This is a genomic window from Amycolatopsis sp. NPDC028719, from assembly GCF_055565395.1.
Genome location: NZ_JBVHUL010000003.1, coordinates 317,134 through 338,219 on the forward strand (window position 1 = coordinate 317,134; position 21,086 = coordinate 338,219).

Here is a 21,086-nt window from a genome sequence, read left to right on the forward strand (position 1 = left end):
TTCGCCGCCGCGCCGGGCGTGGATTGGCGGGACGCGGCACCAATCCACCGCGCCGGGGAGAGCGAATCCCGGACATGCCGAACAGCACCGCGCACCGCCTCGCCTCGTTCGCCGAAAAGCTCCTCGGCGGGCAGCTCCCCGTCGGCTTGCGGACCTGGGACGGAACCCGCGCCGGCCCAGTGGACGCGCCCACCGTCGTGCTCCGCAACCGCCGTGCCCTCCGCCGTCTGCTCTACTCGCCGGGTGAGCTGGGGCTCGCCCGCGCCTACGTCACCGGTGACCTCGACGTCGAAGGAGACCTGGCGGACGGCTTCCGCCGGATCTGGGCCCTCACCCGCTCGGGTGAGCTCAACCGAGTGAAGGTCGGGCCGCGCGACTGGGTTGAAGCCGCCAAGCTCGCCGCTCGTCTCGGCGTCGCCGGGCCGCCGCCGAAGCCGCCCGCCGAGGAGGCGCGGCTCACGGGCAAGCTGCACAGCCTGCTGCGCGACAAGTCCGCCATCGCCCACCACTACGACCTCGGCAACGCCTTCTACCAGCTGCTGCTGGACGAGTCGATGGCCTACTCCAGCGCGTATTTCACCTCCGACGAGCCGGGTTACGGCCTGGCGGAGGCGCAGTCCGACAAGCTGGAGATGATCTGCCGGAAGCTCGGGCTGCGGCCGGGCATGCGGCTGCTCGACATCGGCTGCGGCTGGGGCTCGCTGCTGGTCCACGCGGCCAAGCACCACGGCGTGCACGCCGTCGGCATCACGCTCTCGGCCGAGCAGCTGCAGCACATCCGCGGCCGGCTCGCCCAGCACGACCTCGAAGACCGCGTCGAGGTGCGCCGGCAGGACTACCGCGAGCTGCCGGACGCGCCGTTCGACGCGGTGGCGTCGATCGAGATGGGCGAGCACGTCGGGGAGGTGAACTACCCGGCGTACGCCGCGACGCTGCACAGGATGGTCAGGCCCGGCGGGCGCGTGCTGATCCAGCAGATGTCACGCGGGAACGTCGCCCCCGGCGGCGGCGCGTTCATCGAGCGCTACATCGCCCCCGACATGACGATGCGCCCGGTGGGCCGGACCGTCGAGCACCTCGAAAACGCCGGCCTCGAGGTCCGGGACGTGCACGCGATGCGCGAGCACTACGTCTGGACGGTCCGGGCCTGGGCCGACACCCTGGAGGAGAACTGGGCCGACGTCGTCGCGCTGATCGGCGAGACCGGCGCGCGGGTCTGGCGGCTCTACCTGGTCGGTGGGGCGCTGGCGTTCGAGGAGAACCGGATGGGCGTGGACCAGATCCTGAGCGTGCGGCCGGGCGAGCACGGCGCCAGCGGCATGCCGGCGACGCGGGAGTGGCTCCGATGACCGGCAGCGCGCTCGCGAGCACGCTGCTGGTCACCGCCGGCGTCACGCTCGTGGCGGTGGTGGCGACCTTCGGGATCGCGCGGGCGCGCAAGCGGTACGACACGGTCGACACGTTCTGGGGGCTCGGTTTCGCGGTGGTCGCGGCCGCCGTGTTCCCCTTCGGCGACGGTCCCCTGGCGCTGCGGCTGGTGGTCCTGGCCCTGACGGTCGTCTGGGGCGGGCGCCTTTCGCTGCACCTGCACCTGCGCAACCACCGGCTGCCGGAGGACCCGCGGTACGCGCGGATGGCCGCGGGGCCGCTGCGCATGTTCGTGCGCGTGTACCTGTTCCAGGGCGTGGTGCTGTACTTCGTCTCGCTGCCGGTGCAGTTCGCGATGTACGGCACCGGGTTCGGGGTGCTCGGCCGGCTCGGGGTCGTGGTGTGGCTGATCGGGTTCGGGTTCGAAACGATCGGCGACGAGCAGCTGCGCCGCTTCAAGGCGGATCCGGCTTCGAAGGGGAAGGTGCTCGACACGGGGCTGTGGCGCTACACGCGGCACCCGAACTACTTCGGCGACGCGTGCGTGTGGTGGGGCCTCTACCTGCTGGCCTGCTCGACGTGGCCGGGCGCGCTGACGATCCTCTCCCCCGTCGCGATGACGTTCACCCTCGCCCGCGGCACGGGGAAACCCATGCTGGAGAAGGGAATGGCGAAGACCCGCCCGGCGTACGCGCACTACGTCGAGCGGACCAGCGGCTTCTTCCCGTTGCCACCCAAGAAGGTCATTCCCCGGTGAGACCGTCGGTCAGCTCGCGCAGGACGTCGAGGTGGCCGACGTGCCGGGCGGTCTCCTCGATCATGTGCGTGAGGACCCAGCGGACGTTGAAGGTCTCGTCCTTGTGCGTCACCTCGTCGTCCAGGCCGTGAGCGGCAGTGATTTCGCGGCTGCGGGCGGATTGCTTCTCGTAGTCGGCGAGCAGCTGAGCCAGTGTCGTGTCGGGTGGGACCCGGAACTCCGCGTCCGGGTCCTGCTCGAGCTTCTTCTCCCAGGGGTCCTCCTCGCCGTCGACGACCACGGCGAACCAGAACCACTCGTTCAGCGTGAGGTGGGCGAGCAGGCCGGCGACGGTCGTCAGCTCGCTGGGCAGGTGGACCTGGCGGGCTTGCGCTTCGGTGAGCCCTCCGCTCTTCCAGGCGACGGTGGCGCGGTGGTAGTCGAGGAGGTTCGTCAAGATCTCGCGCTCGCCGCCGGTGAGCGGGACCTTCGGGCGCCGCGGTCGTTCGGTCATGATCGGCACTGTGCCAGAGGGGTCCGACAGAAATACCTTGCACACGATGTAATCGTGGGCTAGGTTTACGGACGTGCCTGATGAGTTCCAGTTGGACGAGCAAGCCTGCTTCGCGCTCTACGCGGCGTCGCGGGCCGTGACGGACGCGTACCGTCCCCTGCTCGGCGAACTGGGGCTCACCTACCCGCAGTACCTCGTGCTGCTGGTGCTGTGGGAGTCCGACGCCCGGCCGGTCAAGGAGATCGGCGAGGCGCTGCACCTGGACTACGGCACGCTTTCCCCGCTGCTCAAACGACTCGAAGCCAACGGGCTCCTCACGCGGGCGCGCCTGCCCGAGGACGAACGCACCGTGGTGATCAGCCTGACCGAGGAAGGACGTTTCCTGCGCACCCGCGCGGCGGGCGTCCCGTCGGCCATCGGCTGCGCACTGGGCCTCGACGACGCTTCGCGGCGGGAGCTCATCACAACCCTGCGGCGGCTGACAGCGTCGGCCACCGCGTACTCACTTGGAGGCCCTGATGCCCAGCCGTGACGCGACCACCCACTGGGTCGGCGGACTGCAGAACGGAAAGGGCGAGGTCACGCTGGACTCGTCCAACGCCGGCACGTTCTCCGTCTCGTTCCCGACCCGCGCGGGCAACCCGGACGGCCAGACGAGCCCGGAGGAGCTCATCGCGGCGGCGCACTCGTCGTGCCTGGCGATGAACCTGTCGGGCGTGCTGGAGGCCCAGAAGCTGACGGCGGACTCGATCGACGTGAGCGCGGAGGTCACCCTCGGCCCGGCCGCGGGCGGCGGCTTCGAGATCAGCGGCATCGCGATCACGCTGCGCGCGTCGATCGAGGGCGTCACGGCGGAGCAGTTCGCGGAGTACGCGGAGACGGCCGAGAAGACGTGCCCGGTGTCGAAGGCTTTGGCCGGCACGACGATCACGATGGACGCGGCGCTCGCCTGAGTCCCAGCGCCCCAATGTGGCGTTCGGTGCGTCTGACGCACCGAACGCCACATTGGGTGCGTGGGACGCACCCAATGCCACATTGGGGCGCTAGCGGCGGGTCTCGACCCTGGCTCGATAAGTCGACTTCTTCGCCTGGTTCCCGCAGATCTCCATCGAGCACCACCGCCGCGTCCCCGGCCTCGACGTGTCCAGGAACAGCGCCCCGCACCGGGGACCCGCGCACCGGCGGACCCGCGCGGACTCCGGGGACGTCGCCAGCTCCAGCGCGTCGCGGACCAGCAACGCCACCATCGCCGACGCCGGATCCGAAGCCCCCCAACGCAGTTCGCCCGACGGCGTCAGCGCCGGCGCAGGGACCGGCAAAGCCGCGAACCGGTTCAGTTGCTGTCGCATCGAGGGACGCAAGGAGTCCGTCAGCAACGCGTAAATCGCCTCGCGCGCCGCCCTCGCGTCGTCCGCCGAGGCGGGCCGCACCGGGGCCGGGTACGGGCCGAACGCGTCGATCCACGCCCCCCATGCCGCCGCGTCCGGGAGTTCCTCCAGCTCCGAGGGCGTCCCGCGGTAGCGCAGCGTCCGGATGAAGTCGAGGCACAGTCTGCCCGCTCCCGTGCGGAATCGGTCCGTCATACGGGTCACAGTACGCCGGAACCGGTTCGACTGGTACCGTCGGGAACCGATCAAACCGGTTCCACGAGGGGGCGCGCATGACCGAGACCGAGCAGAAGGCCCCGCCCGGCTGGCTCGTGCTGCTACTGGCCGTCTCCTGTGGACTGACCGTCGCCAACCTCTACTACGCCCAGCCGCTGCTCGCCGAACTGCGGCACACCTTCGGCGTCGGCGAGGCCGCCGCCGGGGGAATCGTCACCGCCACCCAGATCGGCTACGCCGCCGGGATGCTGCTGCTCGTCCCGCTCGGCGACCGCCTCGAGAACCGCGGTCTCGTCGCGACACTGCTCGCGGTCGCCTGCGCGAGCCTGGTCGCCATCGGCGTCGCCCCGGGGTTCGCCGTGCTGCTGATCGCTTCCCTGATCGCCGGGGCGACGTCGGTCGTCGTGCAGATCCTCATCCCGTTCGCCGCCGACATCTCCCCCGACGCCATCCGCGGCCGGATCGTCGGGCGCGTCGTGAGCGGGCTGCTGTTCGGCATCCTGCTTTCGCGCGTCGTGGCCAGCTTCCTGGCCGAGGTCACGAGCTGGCGCGTGGTGTTCCTGATCTCGGCGGCCGCGATGGCCGCGCTCGCCGTCGTGCTGCGGTTCATCCTGCCGCGCCGGGCGCCCAAGACCGACGTCCACTACGGACAGCTCTTGCGCTCGACGCTGGCCATGTGGAAGAAGCACCCGGACCTGCGCCACCGCGCGCTGTACCAGTCGGCGATGTTCGGGGCGTTCAGCGCGTTCTGGACGACGATCGCGTTCGTGCTCACCGCTCCGCCGTTCAACTACACGCAGCTCGGCGTCGGCCTGTTCGCGCTGGCCGGCGCGGCCGGTGCCGCGGTGGCGCCGCTGGCCGGGCGGTGGTCCGACCACGGCCACGGCCGGCGGCTCACCGCGGGCGCGTTCGTGCTGTGCGCGGCCGCCTTCGCGCTCGCGGAGCTCGGCGCGCACAGCGTGATTCTGCTGGCGATCGCCGCGATCGCGGTCGACATGGCCGTCCAGGCGACCCTGGTGACCGGCCAGCACGTGATCTACCAGCTCGACCCGTCGGCCCGCGCCCGCGTCAACAGCGTCTACCTCGGCACGTTCTTCATCGGCGGCGCGATCGGCTCCCAGGCCGGCTCGATCGCCTACCACCTCGGCGGCTGGACGGCGGTCGTCGTGTTCGCCGGCGTCCTCCCGCTGCTCGGCCTGGCCGGGATGACGCGCACCCGGGTCTAGGCGAACACCGCCCGGTTCGCCGCGGCCCACTCCGCGTACGTCCTCCCCGGGCGGCCCAGCAGCTCCTCGACGACGCCGGTCGGCACCTGCGGGTGCCGCAGCGTCTCCTCGAAGCCGTCCAGGAGCCAGTCGACCGCCTGCTCGGGCACGCCGTACCCGACCCACTGCGCGCGCTGCTCGGCGCGGGTCAGCTCCCGGAACCGGATTTCCCTGCCCAGCACCGTTTCCAGCGTCGCGACCTGCCCCCGCAGGCTGATCGCCTCAGGTCCACTGAGGACATACGTCTGCCCGGCGTGCCCTTCGGTGGTCAGCACGCGGGCGGCCACCGCGGCGATGTCGCCGAGGTCGATCGGGGTCTGCGTCGCGTCGCCGTAGGCCATCGCGGCCTCACCCGCGCGGACCATGGGCGCCCAGTCGAGGGTGTTGTTCATGAAGACGCCGGGACGCAGGAACGTCCACGCGAAGCCGGCTTCCCGCACCGCCTTCTCGACCGCGCCGTATTCGTTGCCGCTGGAGCCTTCGTGGTCATCGCCGACGCTGCTGCCCGACAGCGCGACGACCCGCTTGATGCCCGCTTCGGCCGCCAGTTCGCAGAACCGCCGGACGGTCCGCGCCATCGGAGCCAGGTAGACGGCGTCGACCCCCTCCAACGGCAGCGTCGCCGGCTTGGCGAGCGACCCGACGACCACCTCCGCTTCCGGCGGCAGCTTCGCGCGTTCGGGATCGATGGTCAGCGCCCGCACTGATGCGCCGGTCTCGAGCAGCTCGTCGACCACGAGCCGTCCGACACTGCCGGTCGCGCCCGTCACCAGGATCGTCATGACACCCTCCACGTTGTCGTATGCCGTACGAGATCGTACGGCATACGACAATGCGGTGCAGGGGATTTCCGATGACGACCAGGATCGGCGCCAGGCAGGATGAGCCGGTGAATGACGCCGCTGACCGATTCCGGGGCCCCCTTTGGTCCGGGTCGGCCGGTTCACAGACGCGGCGCAGTACCGAGCCCGAGGCGGCGAAGCCGCCGGGTGGCTGGAAGACGCATGCGCTGTCTCGCCTGTGGCCGACTGCTGCGGCGAGACCCTGTGGGCCTACAACGCCGGACACCTAGAACTGTTGGAGTCCTACGCCGCCGCGCGGCTTCGCGAACGCGGGCCGGTTCCCGGCTCGATGAGCATGGTGGAACGGCTCCCCGCCTGGCTGAAGTCGGCGGAGAACCGTGGCACGGTGCTGCGGGGCATCCGGCGGTTGCGGTCGTCGCAGCCCGCCACCTGACAGGAATCAGGAAGTGATCGTCGGCAGCTCGGGCGCCGCGACGTCGTAGACCTTGCCCTCTTGGGTGAGCAGCGCCGCCAGGACCTTGGCCTTGCGGTCCGTCTGCTCCGCCGTTCCCCAGCGGACGATCTTCCCGCTCGACAAGGTGAACTCCACGCTCGCCGGGGTCTTCGCCGTCGCCGTCGTAACCTGCTTCAGCAGCTGCTCCGGGATCACGCCCAGAACCGCCGTCACCGCTCGGGTCACCGGGTCGTCCGCCGACACCTTCGGCAGTTTGAGCTCCGGCAACCCCGCCGGGCGGCCGGGCACCGTCTTGAACACCACGCCGCCGCCGTCGACCAGGTGGACGCCGTCGCCGCCCGGGCCGCTGTCGAAGAACGCGATCGCCGTCCGCTCGGTCACCGTGATCTCGACCGTGTTCGGCCACGACCGCGACACCTCGACCGTCGCGATACCCGGCATCGCCGCCACGCGGTCGCGGATCTCGTCGGTGCTCAGCAGCAGCATCGGCTTGTCCACCGGCACCGCCGCCGCGTCGCGGATCCGGTCGGCCGAAACCGTGCGCGAGCCGCTGACCGAGACGTCCTTCGCCCCGAGCATCGAGCTGAAGAACAGCAGGTACACCGCCGCGACGACGGTCAGCACGGTGAGCAGCGCGACCCACCGGCGGCGGATCACCACCTGCCGGTTCGGCCGGTTCCGCACCCCGGGCCTGGGGCGCGCGGCGCGGGTGCGGCGGCGCTCCTCCTCGGAGCGCCGCCCCCGGCGTTCCCGCGCCAGGGCGGCGCGATCCCGTTCGTCCTCTTCGGACGGACGGCGGCGTTCCCTGGTCGGACTCATCGGCTCAGCGCTTGTCCAGCTCGGCGAGGATCTCCGGCCCCAGCTGCGTCACGTCCCCGGCCCCCATGGTGACGACCAGGTCGCCCGCGCGGGCCAGCCCGGCCACCAGACCGGCGGCGACGTCGAACGCGGGCTCGTAGTGCACCGGCACGGTCACCGCGTCGGCGATCAGCGCGCCGGTCACGCCCGGCTCCGGCTCCTCGCGAGCGCCGTAGACGTCCAGCACGACGACCTCGTCGGCCAAGGACAACGCCGCGGCGAACTCCGCCGAGAACAGCTTGGTCCGCGAGAACAGGTGCGGCTGGAACACGACGACGACCCGGCCGGTCCCGGCCGCGGTCCGCACGGCGCGCAGCTGCGCGGCCACCTCGGTCGGGTGGTGGGCGTAGTCGTCGTAGACGCGGACGTCGCCGGCCCGGCCCTTGAACTCGAAGCGACGCCGCACGCCGCCGAACGCCGCGAGCCCGTCCGCCAGCTCGGCGGCGGGGGCACCCAGCTCCAGGCCGGCCAGCAGCGCGGCGACCGCGTTGAGCGCCATGTGCTCACCCGGCACCGCGACCCGCACCGACAGCTCGGAGCCGTCCAGCAGGAGCCGCACGACGCCGCCGTCGGGCGCCGGGGTGTAGTCCAGGATGCGGGCGTCGCCCTCACCGGTGGCCGTGCGGCCGTAGCGGCGCACCCGGACGCCGAGCTCGGCCGCCTGCGTGCCCAGCTCGTCCGCCGCCGCGTCGTCAGCGCAGACGATCAGCAGCCCGCCCGGCACGATCCGGCCCACGAACTCGGTGAACACCTTCGTGTACGCCTCGGCGGTGCCGTGGTGGTCCAGGTGGTCCGGCTCGACGTTCGTCACGACCGCGACCGACGGCGAGTAGGTCAGGAACGAGCCGTCGCTCTCGTCGGCTTCGGCGACGAAGATGCCGCCCTCGCCGTGGTGGGCGTTGGCCCCGGACTCGTTGAGGTCGCCGCCGATGGCGAACGACGGGTCGAGCCGGCAGTGCTGCAGCGCCACGGTGAGCATCGACGTCGTCGACGTCTTGCCGTGCGTGCCCGCGATGCAGGCGACGCGGTGGCCTTCCATCAGCCCGGCCAGCGCCTGCGCCCGGTGCAGCACCGGGATCCCCGCGGCCCGCGCCGCGGCCAGCTCGGGGTTGGTCTCCTTGATCGCCGTCGAAACGACGACCGCGGACGGCGGCTCGGCCAAGGCGGAAATGTTCTCGGCGCTCTGGCCGACGAACAGCTCGGCGCCCTGGGCGCGCAGCGACAGCAGCGCGCGCGACTCCTTGGCGTCCGAGCCCGACACGAAAGCCCCGCGCGCCAGCAGGATCCGCGCGACGCCGGACATGCCGGCGCCGCCGATCCCGATCAGGTGCGCCCGGCGCAGGTCTTCAGGCAGTTCAGGCACCGGCAGCCTCCAAGACGATGCGGGCGAGCAGTTCGTCGGCCTCGCGGTGGCCCATGCCGACCGCGGCCGCGCCCATCTTCGCGACGCGGTCGGCGTCGGTGACCAGCGGGACGACCAGGTCGGCGACCTTGGCCGCGGTGAGGTCGCCGTCGAAGACCATCAGCGCCGCGCCGGCGTCGACGGCCGGCCGCGCGTTGGTGGCCTGCTCGCCGTTGCCGTGGGGCAGCGGGACGAACACCGCGGGCAGCCCGACCGCCGTCACCTCGGCGACGGTCATCGCGCCCGACCGGCACACCGCGACGTCGGCGGCCGCGTACGCCAGGTCCATCCGCTCCAGGTACGGCACCGGCACGTACGCCGGCTTGCCCGGGAACTCCTGCACGACCAGCGTGTTCTTCGGGCCGTGCGCGTGCAGCACGCCGACCCCGGCGTCGGCCAGGTCCTTCGCCGCGCCGGACAGCGCCGAGTTGATCGACTGCGCGCCCTGCGAGCCACCGAACACCAGCAGCGTCGGCGCGTCCGGGTCGAGCCCGAAGTGCGCGCGGGCCTCGGCGCGCAGCCCGGCCCGGTCGAGCGACGTGATCGACCGCCGCAGCGGGATCCCGACGACCTCGGCCTTCGGCAGCGGCGTGCCCGCGACGGCGACCGCGACCCGCTTCGCGAACCGCGCGCCCACCTTGTTCGCCAGGCCCGGCGACTGGTTGGCTTCGTGCACGACGATCGGGACGCGCCCGCGCGCGGCCAGGTAGGCGGGCAGGGCGACGTAGCCGCCGAAGCCGACGACGACGTCCGCGCCGACCCGCTCCAGGACCTCGCGGGTCTTGCGGACCGAGTCGCGGACCTTCAGGGGCAGCCGCAGCAGCTCAGGCGTCGGTTTGCGCGGCAGCGGCACCGGCGGGATCAGCTCCAGCTCGTACCCGCGGGCCGGGACGAGCTTGCTCTCCAGGCCGCGCTCGGTGCCGAGAGCGACCACCGTCGCGTCCGGGCGCAGCCGCTTCACGGCGTCGGCCAGGGCGAGGGCGGGTTCGATGTGTCCTGCGGTGCCACCTCCGGCGACCACGACCACGGGCGCCCGGCCCGCGACGCCTCGCTCGGTTCCCTTGACGGGCTTGCTCACCAATGACCTCTCCGGTTCGCGGTACTCCGGGTACCACGGCTCGCTGTTGTCCGCGCGGCCCCGCGAGACGTGGCCGTGCTCGTCCGTGCCGCGCTGCGGCGAACCGGCTCGCGGACCGACTTGCGCCGTTCCTGCGCCGGGGCGGGCCGCGCCGCACGGGGCGCGGGCCTGGCCGCCTTCGCCCCACTGCGCGCCGCCCCCTTGCGCGTGGCGGGCGGGCGGTACGGGTCGGGCGCGGGCAGCCGCAGCAGGCGTCCGAACTTACCCGGCCCCTGCGTGCGCAGTGCGGCCACCGCCTCCGGTTCGTGCCGGGCGGCGTTCGCGAGCACGCCCATGATGAGCATGGTGATCACCAGCGAGGTGCCGCCGTAGGAGATCAGCGGCAGCGTGACGCCGGTGACCGGCAGCAGGCCGACGACGTAGCCGATGTTGATACCGGCCTGGGCCACCAAGAACACGGTGAGCGTGCCGGACACGATCCGGATCCAGGGGTCGATGTTGCGGGTGGCGATCCGCAGGCCCACGATGGCGACCCCGGCGAACAGGGCGAGCACGACGATGCAGCCGATCAGGCCCAGCTCCTCGCCGATCAGGGCGAAGATGAAGTCGTTCTGCACGTTCGGCAGGTAGTTCCAGCTGGCCGCGCCCTGGCCGAGGCCCTTGCCGAACAGGCCGCCGTCGGCGAGCGCGAGCTTGGCCTGGTTGGCTTGGAAGCCCTCGGCGCTGGTGTCGGCGTCCGGCGACAGGAACGACATGACGCGGTCGAGCCGGTAGGGCGCGATCACCGCGAGCACGAGGATGCCGGCCAGGCCGCCGGCCAGGATCACGCCGAACAGCCGTTTCGGCGCACCGGCGAACCACAGCAGCGCCAGCAGCACCACGGCGAGGGTGACCGTGCCGCCGAGATCCGGTTGCAGCATGACCAGGGCGAACATCAGCAGCGCGATCGGCACCACCGGCACCAGCAGGTGCCGCCACTGGTGGATCACGTTGTACTTGATCACCAGGATGTGCGCGCCCCAGAAGGCCAGCGCGACCTTCGCGGCCTCGACGGGCTGGAAGGTGAACTCGCCGATCCGGAACCAGCCCTGCGAGCCGTTCACCGTCGAGCCGAGCGGGGTGAGCACGAGCACCAGCAGGCCGAGGCAGATCACCGTCGCGGTGGCCGACATCCGCCGGATCCGCTCCAGCTTGACCCGCATGCCCAGCCAGAACACCACGCCGCCGAGCGCGACGAACACCAGGTGCTTGGTGAACAGCGAGTAGACCCCGCTGCCGGTCTTCGGGTTGTAGGACGCGACCGACGACGCCGAGAGCACCATGACGATGCCGATCACGGTGAGCACACCGGTCAGCGCGAGCACGAGGTGGAACGACGCCAGCGGGCGCGAGAGCCACGCGGTCAGCGCGGTCCGGAAGGCGACGAAGCCGCTCTCCTTGCGCTCCCGGCGCGGGCGCTTCGGTGGTGTCCGGGGCTTGGGCTCAGTGACCGTCACTCGGCTCCCCCGCTGCGTCGTCGCGGAGCACATGCACAGCCCGGGCGAACGCGTCGCCGCGCTCGCCGTAGCTCGAGAACATGTCCAACGACGCCGCGGCGGGTGCGAGCAGCACCACGTCACCAGGCCGGGCCATCGCGCTGGCCGCACTCACCGCCGCAGTCATGGGTTCATGGTCACCCGGACGGAGGCTGTTCACCGGGACATCCGGCGCGTGTCGCGCCACCGCGGCGGCGATCACGGGTGAATCGACGCCGAGGAGCACGACTCCGCGGAGACGGCCGGCGATGCTGCTCACCAGTTCGTCGACGGAGGCGCCCTTGAGCTGGCCCCCGGCGATCCAGACGATGCTCTGGTGGGCCCGCAGCGACCCGGCGGCCGCGTGCGGGTTGGTCGCCTTCGAGTCGTTGACGTACCGGACCCCGGCGACCTCGGCCACCTCGACGGCCCGGTGCGGGGCCGGCTGGTACTCGCGCAGGCCCTTCAGCACGGCCTCCGGCGGGACGCCGTGGGCCCGGGCCAGCGAGGCGGCGGCCAGGGCGTTCGAGACGTTGTGCGGGCCCGCCGGGCGGACGTCGGCGAGGGTGGCGAGCTCTTCGGCGCTGTTCGCCGGGTCGACGACGAAAGCGCGGTCGACCAGCAGATCCTCGACCAGCCCCAGCTCCGCGGCGGACGGCGTGTCCAGCCGGAAGCCGACGCGGCGGGCGCTCTCGGGCGCGTGCTCTTCGGCGATCCGCGTGGACCACTCGTCGTCGGCGTTGTGCACGGCGACCTTGGCCCGCCTGTACACGCGGCCCTTGGCGGCGGCGTAGGAATCCATCGAGCCGTGCCAGTCGATGTGGTCCTCGGCCAGGTTGAGCACCACGGCCGCGTCCGGCGCGAGGGTCGAGGACCAGTGCAGCTGGAAGCTCGACAGCTCCACGGCCAGCACGTCGTAGCCGGCGCGAACGGCGTCGAGGGCCGCGTAGCCGATGTTTCCGCAGGCCACGGCGTGAGCACCGGCCGCCTTGAGGATCGACTCGAGCATGCCCACGGTGGTCGTCTTGCCGTTGGTCCCGGTGACGACCAGCCAGGACGGCGGGTGCTCGCGCAGCTGCCCGACGCGCCAGGCCAGCTCGACGTCGCCGATCACCTCGACGCCCGCCTCGGCCGCGGCCACCAGCAGCGGCGACGTCGGCCGCCAGCCGGGGCTGGTGACGACGAGGACGACGTCGGACGGCGGCTCGGTCAGGCCGGGCACCAGCTCGGCACCCAGGCCTGCCAGCTCGGCCAGGCGCTCGGCGTTGCCGTCGGTGACCGTGACCCGCGCACCCAGCTCGGTGAGCACGGGCACGATCGACTTGCCGGTGACCCCCGCACCGGCGACGAGGACGTGACGACCGGCGATGTCCAAGGTCAGCCCCCAAAGCCCAGCTGCTCGCTGTAGAACAGGCCGAGCCCGAACATGCAGCAGATCGCCGACAGCAACCAGAACCGGATGATCACCGTGGTTTCGGCCCACCCGGCGAGCTCGAAGTGGTGGTGGAACGGCGCCATCCGGAACAGCCTTCGCCGGGTCGTCCGGAAGACCGCGATCTGCGCGACCACCGAGATCATCTCGACCATGAAGAGGCCGCCGATGACGATGGCGAGCAGCTCGGTGCGGGTGGTCATGGACAGCCCGGCGACCAGGCCGCCGAGGGCCAGCGAGCCGGTGTCGCCCATGAAGATCTTCGCCGGGGCGGCGTTCCACCACAGGAACCCGACGCAGGCGCCGGCGGCCGCGGCGGCGACCACGGCCAGGTCGAGCGGGTCGCGGACGTCGTAGCAGGCGGGCGCCGGGCCGTTGGCGCAGTTCAGCCGCTCCTGCCAGAACGCGATCACAACGTAGGTCGCCAGCACCATGGCCGCCGAGCCGCCCGCCAGGCCGTCGAGACCGTCGGTGAAGTTCACCGCGTTCGACCAGCCGGAGATCACGATGTAGCAGAAGATCACGAAGATCACCGACGGGAAGGTGATCAGCGCGAGGTCACGGACGTAGGAAAGGCTCTCCGACGCCGGCGTGATGCCGCGCGAGTCCGCGAAGTTCAGCGCCAGGACCGCGAACGCGATGGTGACCACCAGCTGGCCGACCAGCTTCGCGGTCTTGTTCAGCCCCAGGTTGCGCTGCTTGCGGATCTTGATGAAGTCGTCGAGGAACCCGACGATCCCGAGGCCCACCGCGAGCATCAGCACGAGCAGCCCGGAGGCCGTCGGCGCGCCGCTGCGGGAGTTGAACATCCAGTTGATCAGGTGCGCGGCGAAGTACCCGACGACCATCGCGATGATGATCGCGACGCCACCCATCGTCGGCGTGCCGCGCTTGGACTTGTGTCCCTGCGGGCCTTCCTCACGGATCTCCTGGCCGAAGCCCTGCCGGGAGAACACCCGGATCAGGTACGGCGTCAGCAGGATGGAGATCAGCAGGCCCGCCCCGGCCGCGATCAGGATGCTGATCACGCGTCACCACCGTTCGAGCGATTCTCGGAGTTGTCGGTTTCCCGGGGTTCGAGCAGAGCTTCGGCGACCCGCCAGAGGCCGGCGGCCTTGGAAGCCTTCACCAGCACCACGTCCCCGGGGCGGAGCTGATCATGCAGCAGGGCGATCGCGGCCCCGACGTCGGGTACCAGAGTGGATTCCTCGCCCCAGGAGCCTTCCTGGAACGCACCCTGGTGCATGGCCGCCGCCTCGGGGCCGATCACGACGAGCTTGGCGATGTTGAGCCGGACGACCAGCCGGCCGATCTCGTCGTGGGCGGTGACCGCGTCCGCGCCGAGCTCGCCCATCACGCCGAGCACGGCCCAGGACCGGCGGCCGCTCTCCCGCGTCATCGCCGCGAGGGCCTTGAGGCCCGCCCGCATCGACTCGGGGTTGGCGTTGAACGAGTCGTTGAGGATCGTGACGCCGTCGGGCCGCGTGACGACCTCCATGCGCCGCGCCGAGCGCCGTTCGAGGCCCGAGAGGCGCGTGGCGACCTCCTCCGGCGTCGCGCCCAGCTCCAGCGCGACCGCCGCGGCGGACAGCGCGTTGCCGACGTGGTGCTCGCCGTGCAGCGGCAGCTTCACGTCGGCCTCGCCCGCCGGGGTGATCAGCCGGAAGGAGGCGCGGGCTTCGTCGTCGAGAGTGATGTTCTCCGCGCGGATCTGCGCCGAGGGGCTCTCGCCGACGAAAACGACGCGGGCTTTCGTGCGGCTCGCCATGGCCGCGACCAGCGGGTCGTCGAGGTTGAGCACCGCGACGCCGTCCTCGGGCAGGGCCTCGACCAGCTCGCCCTTGGTCTTCGCGATGCCTTCGCGCGAGCCGAACTCGCCGACGTGCGCGGTGCCGACGTTGAGCACCACGCCGATGCGCGGTGGGGCGATCTCGGCGAGGTGGGCGATGTGCCCCGGTCCGCGAGCGGACAGCTCCAGCACCAGGTGCCGGGTCTGCGCGTCGGCCCGCAGGGCGGTCCAGGGGTGCCCCAGCTCGTTGTTGAACGACCCGGGCGGCGCGACCGTGGGGCCGAGCGGCTCGAGCAGCTGCGCGATGACGTCCTTCGTCGACGTCTTGCCGGACGAGCCGGTGATCCCGACGACGGTCAGGTTCCCCTCGGCCAGGCGCTGCACGACGAACCGGGCGAGCTTGGCCAGCGCGGCCAGCACCGCGGCACCGGAGCCGTCCTTGTCGCCGGTCAGCGCGACCGACCGTTCGTGGGCCTCGCCCGGCGCCAGCGGCGGGACGACGATGGCGGGCGCGTCGACCTCGCGGGCGGCCAGCACGGCGACGGCACCGGCTTCGGCGGCCTGCGCGGCGAAGTCGTGGCCGTCGACCTTCTCCCCCGGCAGGGCGACGAACAGGCCGCCGGGCGTGAGCTTCCGGGTGTCGAACTCCACGCTGCCGGTCACCTGCGCGCCCGGGTCGGCGCGGTGCAGCCGGCCGCCGACGACGTCGGCGATCTCGGCCAGGCTGAGCACGATCACACACTCACCTCGAGTTTGTTGCGGATGGCCGCGGCCAGCTCGTCGCGGTCGGAGAACGGGTGCACGACGCCGCCGGCCTCCTGGCCGGACTCGTGCCCCTTGCCGGCGAGGAAGACGATGTCGCCCGGCTCGGCGAGCGACACGGCGTGCGCGATGGCTTCGCGGCGGTCGCCGATTTCGACGACCTCGCCGCCCTCGGCGGGCCCGACGGCGCGGGCGCCGGCGAGCATCGCGGCGCGGATCGCCGCGGGGTCTTCGGAGCGCGGGTTGTCGTCGGTGACGATCAGGACGTCGCTGCGGCGGGCCGCCGCCTCGCCCATCATCGGGCGCTTGGCGGTGTCGCGGTCGCCGCCACAGCCCAGCACCGTGATGATCCGGCCCTCGGCGCGGGCGCGCAGCGCGTCCAGGCCCTGCGCGACGGCGGCCGGCTTGTGGGCGTAGTCGACGACGGCGGTGAACTCCTGGCCGACGTGGACCCGCTCCATCCGGCCCGGCACCTGCACCTGGGCGAGCCCGGCGACGATGTGCTCCAGGCCCACCCCGGCGGTGCTCAGGATCGCGGCGGCGAGCACGGCGTTGGCGACGTTGAACTCTCCGGGCAGCGGGATCCGCGCGGGTGCGCTGAGGCCGTCCGGGCCGTGCAGGGTGAACGTCTGCTCGCCGTGCGGCGTGGCCTGCAGGTCGGTGGCCTTCCACGCCGCGTCGGTGCCGGGATCGGTGGTCACGGTGACCGTCTGCGGGGTGAGCAGCGCCTGGCCCCAGGCGCTGTCGACCACGACGACCTCGGTGGTCGAACGGCCGTCGAACAGCAGGGACTTCGCGGCGAAGTACTCCTGCATGTCCTTGTGGAAGTCCAGGTGGTCCTGGGAGAGGTTGGTGAACGCGCCGACCGCGAACCGGGTGCCGTTGGCGCGGCCCAGCGCGAGCGCGTGGCTGGAGACCTCCATCGGCACGTGCGTGACGCCGCGCTCGAGCATGACCGCGAGCAGGGCCTGCAGGTCCGGCGCCTCCGGCGTGGTGAACCCGCTGACCAGCCGCTCGCCGGCGATCCGGGTTTCGACGGTGCCGATCAGGCCGGTGGTCAGCCCGGCCGCCTGGAGCCCGGCGTCGACCAGGTACGACGTCGTGGTCTTGCCGGAGGTGCCGGTGACGCCGAGGACGGCCAGCTGCAGCGAGGGTTCGCCGTAGATCCAGGCGGCGATCTCGCCGAGCGCGGCGCGCGGGTCGGCGTGGACGAGGATCGGGACGCCGGCGTCGCGCAGGGCGGACCGCTCGGCGCCCTCGGCGTCGGTGAGGACCGCGACGGCCCCCGCGGCGATGGCCTGGTCGCTGAAGTCGGCACCGTGGGCCCGGGCACCGGGCAGCGCGGCGAAGAGGTCGCCGGGCAGCACGTGCTGGGCACGCAGGGTGGTGCCGGTGACGGTGAGCTCGGCCGCGTCGGGGCGGTCGGCGATCAGGCGGGCGTCCGCCCTGGCGAGGAGGGTCGCCAGCGGGACCGGGTCGATGCGCGCCGGGCGCGGCGGCGCGGGGACCGCTTTCACCGGGCTTTCCGGCACCTGGGAACTGGACGAGGACACGGACACGGCCAAGAGGCTACCGGCGGGCGTTCCGGGGGCCCGCACGCGGTACGGCGATTGCGCGCGGCTGAGGCACATGTGCTAGGCGCCGTCGTGGACCTCATTGCGCCACAACGCTTTCCGGTACGCGGCCGGCCGAAGTGGACGATGCCGGGCGGAAAAGCCGTGAAGGCCTCCTTACCGGCTTCTCGAGCCGGTAAGGAGGCCTTCACGGACTGTGCCTGGACTACTGCACGATGAGCGGCACCTCCGGCGATGGCCCGTCCGACAGCGGGATCTGGTACCGCTGCGTCAGGTACGACGCGATGCTGTGGAACAGCGGTGCGGCGGAGTGCCCCACCGGCAGCGTCGTGTCGGGTGCGTCCAGCCGGATCCCGACGACGAACCGGGGGTGGTCCGCGGGCAGGATGCCGGCGAAGGTGATGTTGTAGAGGTGGTCGCTGTAGCCCTTGTTCCGCGGGTCGATCTGCTGGCCGGTGCCGGTCTTGCCGGAGATCTGGTAACCCTCGACCGCCGCCGTCGGCGCGGTGCCCTTCTGCAGGCCCTTGCCGTTCTGCGCGACCGCGCGCATCATGTCGCGCACCGTCTTCGCCGTCTGCGGGCTGACCACCTGGACCGACTTCGGCGCCGGCTCGGGCACCGTGGTGCCGTCGGGGTTCACCTTCGCCTTGACGATCCGCGGTTCGACGCGCACGCCGTCGTTCGCGATCGTCTGGTACAGCCCGGCCATCTGCAGCACGGTCATCGACAAGCCCTGCCCGATCGGCAGGTTGCCGAAGGTCGTCGCCGACCACTGGCTGCGCGGCGGCACCGAGCCCGCGCTCTCGCCGGGCAGGCCGACTCCGGTGCGCTGGCCGAGGCCGAACTTCTTGAGCAGGTCGAGGTAGCGGTCCTCACCGATCTTCTGCGCCAGCAGCAGCGTGCCGATGTTGGACGACTTGGCGAAGATCCCGGTGGTGGTGAACGTCTGCGTCCCGTGCGTCCAGGCGTCGTGCACGGTCTTGTCGGCGACCTGCAGCTGGCCGGGCACCTGGACGGTCGACTCCGGCGTCGCGATGCCGTAGTCGATCGCCCCGGTGGCGGTGACGATCTTGTTGACCGACCCCGGTTCGAACGGCGTGGTGACCGCGGGGTTGGCCAGGTCGTCGGCCGTCCAGGTGGACTGGTCGTTCGGGTCGAACGACGTGTTGTTGGCCAGCGCGTAGACCTCGCTGGTCTTGGCGTCCAGGACGACCGCCTGCCCGCCCTTGGCGTGCGACTGCTGGACGTAGTCGGCGAGCTGGCGCTGCACCTCGTACTGCAGGTCGGAGTCGATGGTCAGCTCGAGGTCCGACCCCGGCACGGCGGCCTGCAGGTCGCGCTCGGTACCCGGGATGACGACGTTGTCGCTGCCGTTCTTGGTGTTGACCAGCATCCGGCCCGGGGTGCCCGCCAGGTCGTTGTCGCGGAGCTGTTCCAGCCCGACGAGGCCGTGCAGGTTGTGCTTGGACACATCCGGGTCTTCGGAGCGCCAGTTCGCCGCGCCCACGATGTTGGACGCCAGGCTGCCGCCCGGGTACTCCCGCAGCGCGCGCTTCTCGACGCCGATCCACGCGAACTTCTTCACGATGTCGGCGGCGACCGACGGCTCGACGTTGTGCTCGAGGTAGGTGAAGGACGCCTGCTTGTGGAACAGGTCCAGCAGCTGCTGCTCGGTGAGCTGGCTCGGCACCTTGGCCGCGATGTACTTCGCGGCCGCGGCGGTCTCGGCGTCGAACGTCTTCTTCGTGCCAGGGTTCTTCGCGGCGAAGTCGTCCATGTTCTTGTGCAGCGCCTTGAGGTTCACCGACAGCGACCGCACCTCGACGCTGAACGCGAGCTTGGCGCCACTGCGGTCCACAATGGACCCGCGCTGGGCCGGGATGTCGATGGTCTGGGTGCGCTGCCGCTCGGCCGCGGCCGACAGCGCGCCGGCCTCGAACCACTGCACCTGCACCAGTTTGACGCCCGCGACGAGCAGCACGGCGACCAGGATGAGGCGCACGGCGGAGAACCGGCCGCGGTTGCCGCCGTTGCCCCGGCGCGCGGCCGCGCTGCGCGTTCCCGCCGCGTAGGTCCGGCGCGCGCTCCCCGCGGCGCGCGCGCGAGACTGCCCCCGGCTCGAGGAAGCCATCACTGGCCGGCTCCCGGCTGGGCCGGCTGGTCTTCGGCGGGCACCGCGGGCTGGTCACCTTCGATCGGCACGCCCTGCTGCGACTGCGTGCCCGCGGCGGGCGCGGCCGGCGGCGCGACCGGCACCGCCGGCGTGTCCGCCTTGGCCTTCTTGGGCTCGCCGACGAGCGACGTCTTCCCGTCCGGGCCCACGAGGATGCGCGCCGGGTCACCGCCCGGCACCATGCCCAGCTGCTGCGCGGCGGGAGCCAGTGACGCCGGCGACTCGGCCTTCGCGACTTCGCGCTGCAGCTGTTCCTTCGTCTCGGCCAGGTTCGCGTTGGTCGTGCGCAGCTGCTCGAGCCGGTAGGAGTCGGCGATCGCCTGCGTGGTCAGCCAGAGCGTGGTCGCCACGCCGGCGGCCAGCAGCGCCATCATCAGCAGCACGAAGGACGCGCGCGACTTCGGCAGCCGCAGCTTGAGCTTGGGCGCGCCCGGCTCGGCGGTCTTCGTCTTCGGCGCGGGCCGCGGCTCGCGCTCCTTGAGCAGGTCGGCGCGCTGGGCGCGGCGCGCGTAGGCGCGCTCGGCCGCGGACGTGCGGCCCCGCGACGCGCGGCGCGGCGCGGTGGTCTGCGGTTCCGGCTCGGCGGTGGTCGAGGTGCGGGCGGCCTCGCTGCGGCCCCGCGTCGCCGGCGCGTTCCGGCGGCGGGACTTCGTGGGAGCGGTCATCGCGGCTCTCCGATCCTCTCTGCGGCCCGCAACCGCACCGAAGCGGCGCGCGGGTTGTGTGCCATCTCCTCTTCGCCGGCCTTTTCGGCGCCTCGCGTCAGGAGCTTCAGCTCCGGTCCGTGTCCCGGCAGCTCCACCGGAAGTCCTTCCGGGGTCCGGGACTTCGCGAGCTCGGCCAGCGCCTGCTTGACGATCCGGTCTTCCAGGGACTGGTAGGACTCGACGACGATCCGCCCGCCCACGCCGAGCGCGCCCAGCGCGGCGGGCATGGCCCGGCGGAGCACCTCCAGCTCGCCGTTGACCTCGATCCGCAGCGCCTGGAACGTGCGCTTGGCCGGGTGCCCGCCGGTCCGCCGGCTGGCCGCCGGCACGGCGTCGTAGAGCAGCTCGACCAGGCGGCCGCTCATCGTGAACGGTTCCTGTTCGCGGGCTTTCACGACGGCCTTGACGATCCGCTGCGCGAACCGTTCCTCGCCGTAGTCCCGCAGGATCCGGATCAGCTCGCCGGGTGCGTAGGTGTTGAGGACGTCGGCGGCGGTGAACCCGGTGGTGGGGTCCATCCGCATGTCGAGCGGCGCGTCCTTCGAGTAGGCGAAGCCGCGCTCGGCGCGGTCCAGCTGCATCGACGAGACGCCGAGGTCGAACAGGATGCCGTCGGCCTTGGCGATCTTCAGCCCGGCGAGGGCTTCCGGGAGTCCGTCGTAGACGGTGTGCACGAAGTCGACGCGGTCACCGTGGCGAGCCAGCCGCTCTCTCGACTTTTCGAGCGCGGCGGGGTCGCGGTCCAGCGCGACGAGGCGCAGCCGCGGGAAGGCTTCGAGGAGGGCGTCGGAGTGCCCGCCGAGGCCGACGGTCGCGTCCACGAGGACGCCGTCACGCTCGGCGAACACGGGGGTGAACAGCTCGACGATGCGCCTCAGCAGTACCGGGACGTGCTCGGGTGCCGTCATGGTGTTCCCTCCCCCTTTCTCGCCTGGGCGGCCCGGGGGAAATATGGCGGATGCCGTCAGGTCCCTGTCCGCCCGCTGCCGACCTGGTACCGGGGAAGGTGCACCAGGGCTGTTGAGCGGACAGAGGCCTCACGGCATCCGGGTG

General features: G+C 72.0%; 20 protein-coding genes. 6 read left to right on the plus strand and 14 right to left on the minus strand.

Translation table 11 applies throughout. From position 1 onward, the window contains the following. The first annotated feature begins 74 nt into the window (after window positions 1–74). Window positions 75–1,349 (plus strand): class I SAM-dependent methyltransferase, encoded by a 1,275-nt coding sequence (locus ACZ4TR_RS15350; RefSeq protein WP_465287638.1) that lies wholly within the window; start codon window positions 75–77, stop codon window positions 1,347–1,349. Beyond that, the gene (locus ACZ4TR_RS15355) at window positions 1,346–2,125 is read left to right on the plus strand and encodes a DUF1295 domain-containing protein (protein WP_465287639.1); all 780 of its coding nucleotides are present in this window, start codon (window positions 1,346–1,348) and stop codon (window positions 2,123–2,125) included. Before ACZ4TR_RS15350 ends, ACZ4TR_RS15355 begins: the two co-directional genes overlap by 4 nt. Here ACZ4TR_RS15355 and ACZ4TR_RS15360 read toward each other — a convergent pair. Next, on the minus strand, window positions 2,112–2,618 hold the full coding sequence (locus tag ACZ4TR_RS15360) for a DinB family protein (RefSeq protein WP_465287640.1): 507 nt from the start codon (window positions 2,616–2,618) through the stop codon (window positions 2,112–2,114). The genes ACZ4TR_RS15355 and ACZ4TR_RS15360 overlap by 14 nt on opposite strands. Before the next feature lie 73 nt (window positions 2,619–2,691). On the opposite strand from ACZ4TR_RS15360, the gene ACZ4TR_RS15365 reads away from it, so the two are divergent. Next, a complete protein-coding gene (locus tag ACZ4TR_RS15365) occupies window positions 2,692–3,150 on the plus strand; it encodes a MarR family winged helix-turn-helix transcriptional regulator (RefSeq protein ID WP_364510861.1) in 459 nt (152 codons plus the stop codon). Next, entirely contained in the window at window positions 3,137–3,571 is a 435-nt protein-coding gene (locus tag ACZ4TR_RS15370) for an OsmC family peroxiredoxin (RefSeq protein ID WP_465287641.1), read from the plus strand. Before ACZ4TR_RS15365 ends, ACZ4TR_RS15370 begins: the two co-directional genes overlap by 14 nt. A gap of 90 nt (window positions 3,572–3,661) precedes the next feature. On the opposite strand, the gene ACZ4TR_RS15375 is transcribed toward ACZ4TR_RS15370, so the two are convergent. Continuing rightward, on the minus strand, window positions 3,662–4,201 hold the full coding sequence (locus ACZ4TR_RS15375) for a CGNR zinc finger domain-containing protein (protein ID WP_465287642.1): 540 nt from the start codon (window positions 4,199–4,201) through the stop codon (window positions 3,662–3,664). 77 nt (window positions 4,202–4,278) lie between these two features. Here ACZ4TR_RS15375 and ACZ4TR_RS15380 point away from each other — a divergent pair, with 77 nt between their 5' ends. Then, window positions 4,279–5,448 (plus strand): MFS transporter, encoded by a 1,170-nt coding sequence (locus tag ACZ4TR_RS15380; protein ID WP_465287643.1) that lies wholly within the window; start codon window positions 4,279–4,281, stop codon window positions 5,446–5,448. On the opposite strand, the gene ACZ4TR_RS15385 is transcribed toward ACZ4TR_RS15380, so the two are convergent. After that, window positions 5,445–6,269 carry an NAD(P)H-binding protein gene (locus tag ACZ4TR_RS15385; protein ID WP_465287644.1) on the minus strand — a complete coding sequence of 275 codons (825 nt, stop codon included), beginning with the start codon at window positions 6,267–6,269 and terminating at the stop codon, window positions 5,445–5,447. The genes ACZ4TR_RS15380 and ACZ4TR_RS15385 overlap by 4 nt on opposite strands. Before the next feature lie 295 nt (window positions 6,270–6,564). Here ACZ4TR_RS15385 and ACZ4TR_RS15390 point away from each other — a divergent pair, with 295 nt between their 5' ends. Next, the gene (locus ACZ4TR_RS15390; RefSeq protein ID WP_465287645.1) at window positions 6,565–6,723 is read left to right on the plus strand and encodes a hypothetical protein; all 159 of its coding nucleotides are present in this window, start codon (window positions 6,565–6,567) and stop codon (window positions 6,721–6,723) included. A 6-nt stretch (window positions 6,724–6,729) separates the two neighbouring features. Here ACZ4TR_RS15390 and ACZ4TR_RS15395 read toward each other — a convergent pair whose 3' ends face one another. From ACZ4TR_RS15395 to rsmH, 11 genes are all read right to left on the minus strand, one after another. Beyond that, a complete protein-coding gene (locus tag ACZ4TR_RS15395; protein ID WP_465287646.1) occupies window positions 6,730–7,563 on the minus strand; it encodes a cell division protein FtsQ/DivIB in 834 nt (277 codons plus the stop codon). 4 nt (window positions 7,564–7,567) lie between these two features. Continuing rightward, window positions 7,568–8,965 (minus strand): UDP-N-acetylmuramate--L-alanine ligase, encoded by a 1,398-nt coding sequence (gene murC / locus ACZ4TR_RS15400; protein WP_465287647.1) that lies wholly within the window; start codon window positions 8,963–8,965, stop codon window positions 7,568–7,570. After that, entirely contained in the window at window positions 8,958–10,082 is a 1,125-nt protein-coding gene (murG, locus tag ACZ4TR_RS15405; RefSeq protein ID WP_465287648.1) for an undecaprenyldiphospho-muramoylpentapeptide beta-N-acetylglucosaminyltransferase, read from the minus strand. The genes murC and murG overlap by 8 nt, the downstream gene beginning before the upstream one ends. Further along, on the minus strand, window positions 10,079–11,578 hold the full coding sequence (ftsW, locus tag ACZ4TR_RS15410; RefSeq protein WP_364525033.1) for a putative lipid II flippase FtsW: 1,500 nt from the start codon (window positions 11,576–11,578) through the stop codon (window positions 10,079–10,081). The genes murG and ftsW overlap by 4 nt, the downstream gene beginning before the upstream one ends. Continuing rightward, window positions 11,565–12,971, minus strand: coding sequence for a UDP-N-acetylmuramoyl-L-alanine--D-glutamate ligase (murD, locus tag ACZ4TR_RS15415; protein WP_465287649.1), 1,407 nt, complete (start codon window positions 12,969–12,971; stop codon window positions 11,565–11,567). Before murD ends, ftsW begins: the two co-directional genes overlap by 14 nt. Window positions 12,972–12,973: 2 nt before the next feature. Continuing rightward, a complete protein-coding gene (gene mraY, locus ACZ4TR_RS15420) occupies window positions 12,974–14,056 on the minus strand; it encodes a phospho-N-acetylmuramoyl-pentapeptide-transferase (RefSeq protein WP_155546014.1) in 1,083 nt (360 codons plus the stop codon). Then, window positions 14,053–15,555, minus strand: coding sequence for a UDP-N-acetylmuramoyl-tripeptide--D-alanyl-D-alanine ligase (locus tag ACZ4TR_RS15425; RefSeq protein WP_465287650.1), 1,503 nt, complete (start codon window positions 15,553–15,555; stop codon window positions 14,053–14,055). Before ACZ4TR_RS15425 ends, mraY begins: the two co-directional genes overlap by 4 nt. Next, window positions 15,552–17,096, minus strand: coding sequence for a UDP-N-acetylmuramoyl-L-alanyl-D-glutamate--2,6-diaminopimelate ligase (locus ACZ4TR_RS15430; protein WP_465288114.1), 1,545 nt, complete (start codon window positions 17,094–17,096; stop codon window positions 15,552–15,554). The genes ACZ4TR_RS15425 and ACZ4TR_RS15430 overlap by 4 nt, the downstream gene beginning before the upstream one ends. A 262-nt stretch (window positions 17,097–17,358) precedes the next feature. After that, on the minus strand, window positions 17,359–19,284 hold the full coding sequence (locus ACZ4TR_RS15435; RefSeq protein ID WP_465287651.1) for a peptidoglycan D,D-transpeptidase FtsI family protein: 1,926 nt from the start codon (window positions 19,282–19,284) through the stop codon (window positions 17,359–17,361). Beyond that, window positions 19,284–19,991, minus strand: a complete 708-nt coding sequence (ftsL, locus tag ACZ4TR_RS15440) for a cell division protein FtsL (protein WP_465287652.1) — start codon at window positions 19,989–19,991, stop codon at window positions 19,284–19,286. Before ftsL ends, ACZ4TR_RS15435 begins: the two co-directional genes overlap by 1 nt. Continuing rightward, window positions 19,988–20,941 (minus strand): 16S rRNA (cytosine(1402)-N(4))-methyltransferase RsmH, encoded by a 954-nt coding sequence (rsmH, locus tag ACZ4TR_RS15445; protein ID WP_364525043.1) that lies wholly within the window; start codon window positions 20,939–20,941, stop codon window positions 19,988–19,990. Before rsmH ends, ftsL begins: the two co-directional genes overlap by 4 nt. Window positions 20,942–21,086: the final 145 nt, after the last annotated feature.

Excerpts from the sequence above, each read along its gene's own strand:
- ACZ4TR_RS15350 (WP_465287638.1), top strand. The coding sequence starts at position 75 with ATGCCGAACAGCACCGCGCACCGCCTCGCCTCGTTCGCCGAAAAGCTC.
- ACZ4TR_RS15355 (WP_465287639.1), top strand. The coding sequence starts at position 1,346 with ATGACCGGCAGCGCGCTCGCGAGCACGCTGCTGGTCACCGCCGGCGTC.
- ACZ4TR_RS15360 (WP_465287640.1), bottom strand. The coding sequence starts at position 2,618 with ATGACCGAACGACCGCGGCGCCCGAAGGTCCCGCTCACCGGCGGCGAG.
- ACZ4TR_RS15370 (WP_465287641.1), top strand. The coding sequence starts at position 3,137 with ATGCCCAGCCGTGACGCGACCACCCACTGGGTCGGCGGACTGCAGAAC.
- ACZ4TR_RS15375 (WP_465287642.1), bottom strand. The coding sequence starts at position 4,201 with ATGACGGACCGATTCCGCACGGGAGCGGGCAGACTGTGCCTCGACTTC.
- ACZ4TR_RS15380 (WP_465287643.1), top strand. The coding sequence starts at position 4,279 with ATGACCGAGACCGAGCAGAAGGCCCCGCCCGGCTGGCTCGTGCTGCTA.
- ACZ4TR_RS15385 (WP_465287644.1), bottom strand. The coding sequence starts at position 6,269 with ATGACGATCCTGGTGACGGGCGCGACCGGCAGTGTCGGACGGCTCGTG.
- ACZ4TR_RS15395 (WP_465287646.1), bottom strand. The coding sequence starts at position 7,563 with ATGAGTCCGACCAGGGAACGCCGCCGTCCGTCCGAAGAGGACGAACGG.
- ACZ4TR_RS15435 (WP_465287651.1), bottom strand. The coding sequence starts at position 19,284 with ATGGCTTCCTCGAGCCGGGGGCAGTCTCGCGCGCGCGCCGCGGGGAGC.
- ftsL (WP_465287652.1), bottom strand. The coding sequence starts at position 19,991 with ATGACCGCTCCCACGAAGTCCCGCCGCCGGAACGCGCCGGCGACGCGG.
- rsmH (WP_364525043.1), bottom strand. The coding sequence starts at position 20,941 with ATGACGGCACCCGAGCACGTCCCGGTACTGCTGAGGCGCATCGTCGAG.